Source organism: Citrobacter sp. wls827 (assembly GCF_005280875.1).
Lineage (GTDB): Bacteria > Pseudomonadota > Gammaproteobacteria > Enterobacterales > Enterobacteriaceae > Citrobacter > Citrobacter youngae.
In genome coordinates this window covers 139,369-145,146 of the sequence record NZ_SZWR01000024.1, presented here as the reverse complement: position 1 = coordinate 145,146, position 5,778 = coordinate 139,369, and the positions used below count along the sequence as shown (strand labels likewise).

Sequence of the window (5,778 nt, the reverse complement as noted above, 5' to 3'; positions counted from 1 at the left end):
GGATTGCGCGCCTACAACCGCCAGTTCCTGAGAACCACCAACTTTGGCGACCTGGCGGTGTACTGGCGCGATGAACGCAATGAAATTCTGGGCGGGTTGATTGGCAAAATCAAAGGCGAATGGCTGTGCATTGATTTCCTGTGGATGCATGATTCGCTGCGCAAAGGCGGTTATGGCACAAAATTGATGCAGTCTGCCGAGCAGACAGCGCGTGAGAGAGGATGCCTGCATGCGCTGGTGGACACGATGAGTTTCCAGGCGCTGCCGTTTTATCAGAAAAACGGCTATCAGCTGCAAATGACCCTCGATAACTTTCCGGAAACCGGCTCAGCGCGGCATTATTTGTCGAAAACGTTTTGATGACCGGAAGGTCTGGACGCCGCCTCACTGTCTTGCGTAGCAGAATAGTGTATGTTCTAAACAATCATTTATTTCTTAAGCGGTAAAGAGATGAGACGGATTGAGATAATACTGGGGGAGCTGGAACGGCTGACGCGAGGACTGAATCTTGCCCATCTGGCGCAGGAAACGGCGTTCACAGCGGAAGCTATCGGCTTTAACCTCGGACTGGCGCGCAACTCGGTCAGTAAAGATCTCAATCAGCTCTGGAACGACGGCCTGGCGATTAAAAGCCGCGGACGCCCGGTATTCTTTCTGCATCGTCAGGCGATTGAAACGCTGCTGGGGCGCAAACTCGATGAGTCCGAGCGCGAAGTGCAAACCGTTGCCGACCTGTTACCTGTTCAGGAAAACCAGGCGACAGAGGATCCCTTTTCTGGCCTGATTGGTTACGATCGCAGCCTGCGCGACGCGGTGGAAAAAGGCCGCGCGGCGGTGCTGTATCCCCACGGGCTGCACGTTCTGCTGACTGGTCCCTCCGGCGTCGGCAAAACCTTTTTTGCCGAACTGATGCACCGTTTCGCCTGCGAACGCGCAGTGGGAGCGTCGCCGCCGCTGGTTTACTTTAACTGCGCGGAATACGCCCATAACCCGGAACTGCTTTCTTCGCATCTGTTTGGTCATCGACAGGGGGCATTTACCGGCGCAAATGAAAATAAACCCGGTCTGGTCGAACAGGCTGATGGCGGCTATCTCCTGCTCGATGAAGTGCATCGTCTGCCGTATGAAGGTCAGGAAAAGCTGTTTTCTATTCTCGACAAAGGTGAGTATCGCCCGCTGGGCTCAAGCGCCGTGGCGCGGTCAATCTCGGTTCGCCTGATTTGCGCCACCACCGAGCCGGTGAGTTCAGCATTGCTGCGCACTTTCCAGCGACGTATTCAGGTATGTATCGATTTGCCCGGCATCCGCCAGCGTTCGGTGGAAGAGCAGGTTGAACTGATCGTTGGCTTCTTACAGCGTGAGAGCCGCAAAATCGAGCGTACGATAAGCATCGACCGTACCTTGCTGCTCTGGCTGTTGAACAAGCCGCTGGAAGGCAATATTGGTCAGCTCAAGAGCGATATTCAGTTTCTCTGCGCCCAGGCCTGGGCCTCGGGGATGACCGAGCACAGCGACACGCTACAGCTGGATAAACGTCTGACCGAGCTCCCCTTTAACGCCACGCCGGAACAACGTCTGTTGGTTGGCGCGCTGTTCGAAGGCAAAGAACACCTGAGCATCGATGCCCGCACGCTGCCGGCGCTGAAAAACTCGCTGGCCACCGGAGCCGAAATTGAAGAGAGCGATCTCTTTTACAGCTTCCTGACCCGGGAATATATCAATCTGCGTAACAGCAACGTGCCGCCAGCCGAAACGCTGGCAATCCTCAAAAACAAGCTCAGTTCGATATTTGAATATGGTCTCTATAGCCGCGACAGCGTGGCGCATCCTCCGCGCTATGGCGATCAGATTGAAGAGCGAGTCACGCTGTTGATCGGCTGTGTTGAGCAGGTGCTTGGTTTTACGCTGCCGGAAAATCTGGTTAACCCGCTGCGCAAACACTTCCTGGCGCTGATTGGCTATGTGCAGCGCGGCCTTATTCCTCAGCTCTATTCTTCCAGCCTGATCCTCGATCGCTGCAAAGATGAATATGACAACGCCACGCTGCTATGCCGGAAAATCAATGAGCTACTGCATATTCAATGTCCGGCGACGGAAGTGGTCTGGCTGTGCCTGTTCCTCAAAGAGTGTCGCCATTACCGCCAACGGATTGACGCCAGTCCGGACTGCGGGGTGATTTTGATTGCCCACGGTGCGACGACGGCGACAAGTCAGGCGCAGTACGTGAATCGCGTGCTGGAGCGCGAGGTGTTCAGCGCTATCGATATGCCTTTCGAGCAGTCGGTGCATGACACGCTGGAAGCTTTGACACAGATGATCCAGACCCGAAAATATCGCCGGTTGATCCTGATGGTGGATATTGGCTCGCTGGTCCATTTTGGCAGCACGATCAGTAAGTTATTCCAGATAGACGTACTGCTGATGCCCAATATCACGCTCACCAGCCTGCTGGAAATCGGGCTGGATTTAAGCTACGAAACCAGCGACTTGCCGCAGCTGGCGGCGTTGATGCAGAGCAAAAATATTCCCTGTCAGCTCTGTACGCCGCAGCAGGAAAACAGCGGTAAAGTGCTGGTTATCTCCTGCATCACCGGGATGGGAACGGCAGAAAAAATCAAAAAGGTGCTGGAAGAGAGCTTCGGTGAGTTGATGTCGCAGGATACGCGGATGGTGATCCTCGATTACAACGAAGTTCGCAGCCTGGAGCGCGTGCAGCAGGCGATTAACGCCAGTGAACGCCTGGCGGGAATAGTGGGCACTTTCCAGCCAGGACTGCCGGATATTCCGTTTATCTCGCTCGAGGAGCTGTTCTCTGAACAAGGCCCCGAGCTGGTGCTCAGCCTGCTGACGCCAGATCTCTCCAGCAGCGAACGCCGTCTGGAGATGGAGCGCAGCGCGATGCGCTTTATCAGCGCGTTGACTATGGAGAGCATCATTAACCATATTTCGGTGCTCAACCCGCAGCGTATTCTCAAAGAGATGGAAGGCGTGCTGAACCATCTGACCACCGCGCTTTCGCTCAAACCGAGCCGTCAGGTGACACTGCGCTTCCTGATCCACTGCTGCTGTATGGTCGAGCGTATCGTGATTAACCGCAAACCGTTACAGATGGCGCTGGAGAACAAGCCGGATCTGGATAATCGCGCGTTTAGTGTCATTAAATCCGCTTTCCTGCCGATCGAAGAGGCCTATGCCATTCGCTTATCGGACGCGGAATATTTTTATATCTACGAACTGCTGTATAGCTAATCCCTTTGCTGGCGCGGCTTTCTGCCCCGTCAGCACTCCTCTCTTCCCTGCGTGACACAAATTCTGGCACAGCCTTTGCTCTGTTTACTTATGTCTATGTAATCGAGCCAGGAGGCCATTTTGACTACCACTGAATCCTTGCCCCAGATCCTGCTGCTGACCCATGGCGGCTGGGGGCAACAGCTTTGCAACAGCCTGCGCATGGTGATGGGTGAAATCAAAGGCGTGACGGAAATTGCGCTGATGCCCGTTGATACGCTCGGCGAGTTTTACCAGCGCGTCGAAGCCGTGGTGAAAACCATGCCGGAAGGCTCACTGATCCTGACCGATTTTATTGGCGGCACCACCTCTAACGTGGCGGCGCGGCTGAGTGCCGATTACCCGGTGGCAGTGATTTCCGGGCTCAATGCCTCTTTGCTGCTGGAGGCGCTCGACAAACGCGAGCATGGCCAGTTGACCACCTGCGTGGCTGAACTGGTCGAAGCCGGGCGTAGCAGTTGCCTGGACGTTGTCGCCCACGTGCGTCAATTACAACAATCACAATAAGGAATAAACATCATGGCAAACATCGTCTTATGTCGTATCGATAGCCGTCTGATTCATGGACAAGTGGTGACTAAATGGGTTGGACAATCTCAGGCCAACCGGATTGCGGTGGTCAGCGATGAGCTGGATGCCGATCCGTTTATGAAAAACATCTACCTGATGGCCGCGCCGCCAAACATCAAAGTGGATTGTTTCGGTAACCAAAGTTTTGCGGCAGCCTGGAAAGAAAACCAGCTTGGTGACGGCAAAGTGCTGGTGCTGTTCCCTTCTCTGGCGGCGGTTCAGGAAGCGGTCCAGTTGGGGTTTGACGTCACTACCATTCAGGTCGGTGGACTGGGCGGCGGGCCAAACCGCAAAGCGGTATTCCAGAACATTACGCTGGATGAAAAAGACGTCGGCATTCTGAGCGACCTGAAAAATCGTGGGATTCAGGTGTTCTTCCAGACTATCCCGGAAGATAAGCCGCAGTCGCTGGACGATATCCTGAAAAAATTCTAATTCTTTGATAACAGGGTACTTAACTATGGATACTTTAGTCTTTGCAAGCCTGATGGGGTTGTATTACTGGTTTGCCCGATTACGCCTTGGCTACACCTTCTCCGCCATGCTGCTACAGCCCGTCGTGATTGCCGTATTCGTTGGCCTGCTGTTAGGCAACATGGAAACGGCGATGATCATCGGTGCAGGCATGCAGCTGGTTTATCTCGGCGTGACCTCTACGCCAGGCGGTAACGTCCCGTCGGATCCGGCGCTGGCCGCCTGTATTTCAATTCCTATCGCTGTGAAGGCCGGAATGGACCCGAACCTGGCTATCGCGCTGGCGATCCCGTTTGGCGTCATCGGCGTGTTCCTCGACCAGTTGCGCCGCACGTTAAACGCAGCTTGGGTGCATATGGCCGATAAACATGCGGAAACGGCCAACATGGCGGGCATTATGCGCTGTGCATTCCTCTACCCGGCGTTGCTTGGCCTGGTTCTGCGTTTCCCGGTGGTTTTCGCCGCCAACTATTTTGGTCAGGACGTGGTGGAAAGCTTCCTCAAGCTGATGCCGCACTGGCTGACGCACTCCTTTGAAATTATGGGCGGCATTCTGCCAGCGTTGGGCTTTGCCATCACCATTATGGTGATCGGTAAAAAGAGCCTGCTGCCGTGGTTTATCGGCGGATTCTTTGCGGTGCTGTACCTGAAGGTAGACATCATGGCGATGGCAATCTTTGGTACCTGCGTGGCCTTCCTGATTAAAGGTCTGGCGAAAAATGAAGGAGCAGCATGATGAGCAGCGACGTAATGCAACATGAACTGGTGGAGCGTGCGCGTGAAAGCGGTACGCTGACCAAAGCAGACATCACCAAAGCCTGGTTTATCTACTGGCTGGGCGCGGAAGTTTCCAGCTCCTATGAGCGTTTGCAAAGCCTGATTTTCTGCGCCTCGATGACGCCGATCATCAAAAAGCTCTACCCGCAAAAAGAGGAACAGGTAGAAGCGCTGAAACGCCATCTGAACTTCTTCAACTCAGAGCAGACGTTCGGGGCGGTAATTCAGGGGATCTCCATTGCGATGGAGGAGCAAAAAACGCGCGGTGAGCCGATCAGCGACGCCTCCATCACCGGGATAAAAACGGGCTTGATGGGGCCGCTGGCGGGGATGGGGGACTCGATCATCTGGGCCGCAGTGATGCCGCTGTTAATTGCTATTTTCATCCCATTCGCCGCCAATGGCAGCGCGATGGGCGGAATTGTACCGTTAATCCTCTACCCGGCCATTACGCTGGCAATCAGCTATGGCATGGTGCACAAAGGCTATACGCTGGGACGTGACTCGATAATTGGTCTGCTGCAGGGAGGGCGAATTAAGGAACTGATCTACGGCGCGAACGTGTTGGGCCTGATCATGATGGGCGCGCTGTCGGCAAGCTACGTCAAGATCACCACGCCGTTAAAACTCAGCGCCCTGAAAGGCTCTGAAGTGGTGGTCCAGCAAATC

Annotated in this window: 6 protein-coding genes; all 6 read left to right on the top strand. The window is 54.6% G+C overall.

Features of this window, described 5'->3' with window-relative positions; translation table 11 throughout:
• The coding region (locus FDX03_RS21100) for a GNAT family N-acetyltransferase (protein WP_137346538.1) at positions 1–360 on the top strand (360 nt) is incomplete at its 5' end.
• Positions 361–450: 90 nt separating this feature from the next.
• On the top strand, positions 451–3,249 hold the full coding sequence (gene dagR / locus FDX03_RS21095; RefSeq protein WP_137346537.1) for a transcriptional regulator DagR: 2,799 nt from the start codon (positions 451–453) through the stop codon (positions 3,247–3,249).
• Positions 3,250–3,369: 120 nt separating this feature from the next.
• Positions 3,370–3,795 (top strand): PTS sugar transporter subunit IIA, encoded by a 426-nt coding sequence (locus tag FDX03_RS21090; protein ID WP_040231533.1) that lies wholly within the window; start codon positions 3,370–3,372, stop codon positions 3,793–3,795.
• A 12-nt stretch (positions 3,796–3,807) separates the two neighbouring features.
• Positions 3,808–4,293, top strand: a complete 486-nt coding sequence (locus FDX03_RS21085) for a PTS system mannose/fructose/N-acetylgalactosamine-transporter subunit IIB (RefSeq protein WP_003023959.1) — start codon at positions 3,808–3,810, stop codon at positions 4,291–4,293.
• Positions 4,294–4,318: 25 nt separating this feature from the next.
• Positions 4,319–5,068 (top strand): PTS sugar transporter subunit IIC, encoded by a 750-nt coding sequence (locus tag FDX03_RS21080; RefSeq protein ID WP_003023960.1) that lies wholly within the window; start codon positions 4,319–4,321, stop codon positions 5,066–5,068.
• Positions 5,065–5,778: PTS system mannose/fructose/sorbose family transporter subunit IID (locus FDX03_RS21075; protein WP_249357139.1), on the top strand; the 714-nt coding region annotated here is incomplete at its 3' end. The genes FDX03_RS21080 and FDX03_RS21075, both read left to right, overlap by 4 nt.

Coding starts and splice junctions, on each gene's coding strand:
- FDX03_RS21080 (WP_003023960.1), top strand. CDS start 4,319: ATGGATACTTTAGTCTTTGCAAGCCTGATGGGGTTGTATTACTGGTTT.
- dagR (WP_137346537.1), top strand. CDS start 451: ATGAGACGGATTGAGATAATACTGGGGGAGCTGGAACGGCTGACGCGA.
- FDX03_RS21085 (WP_003023959.1), top strand. CDS start 3,808: ATGGCAAACATCGTCTTATGTCGTATCGATAGCCGTCTGATTCATGGA.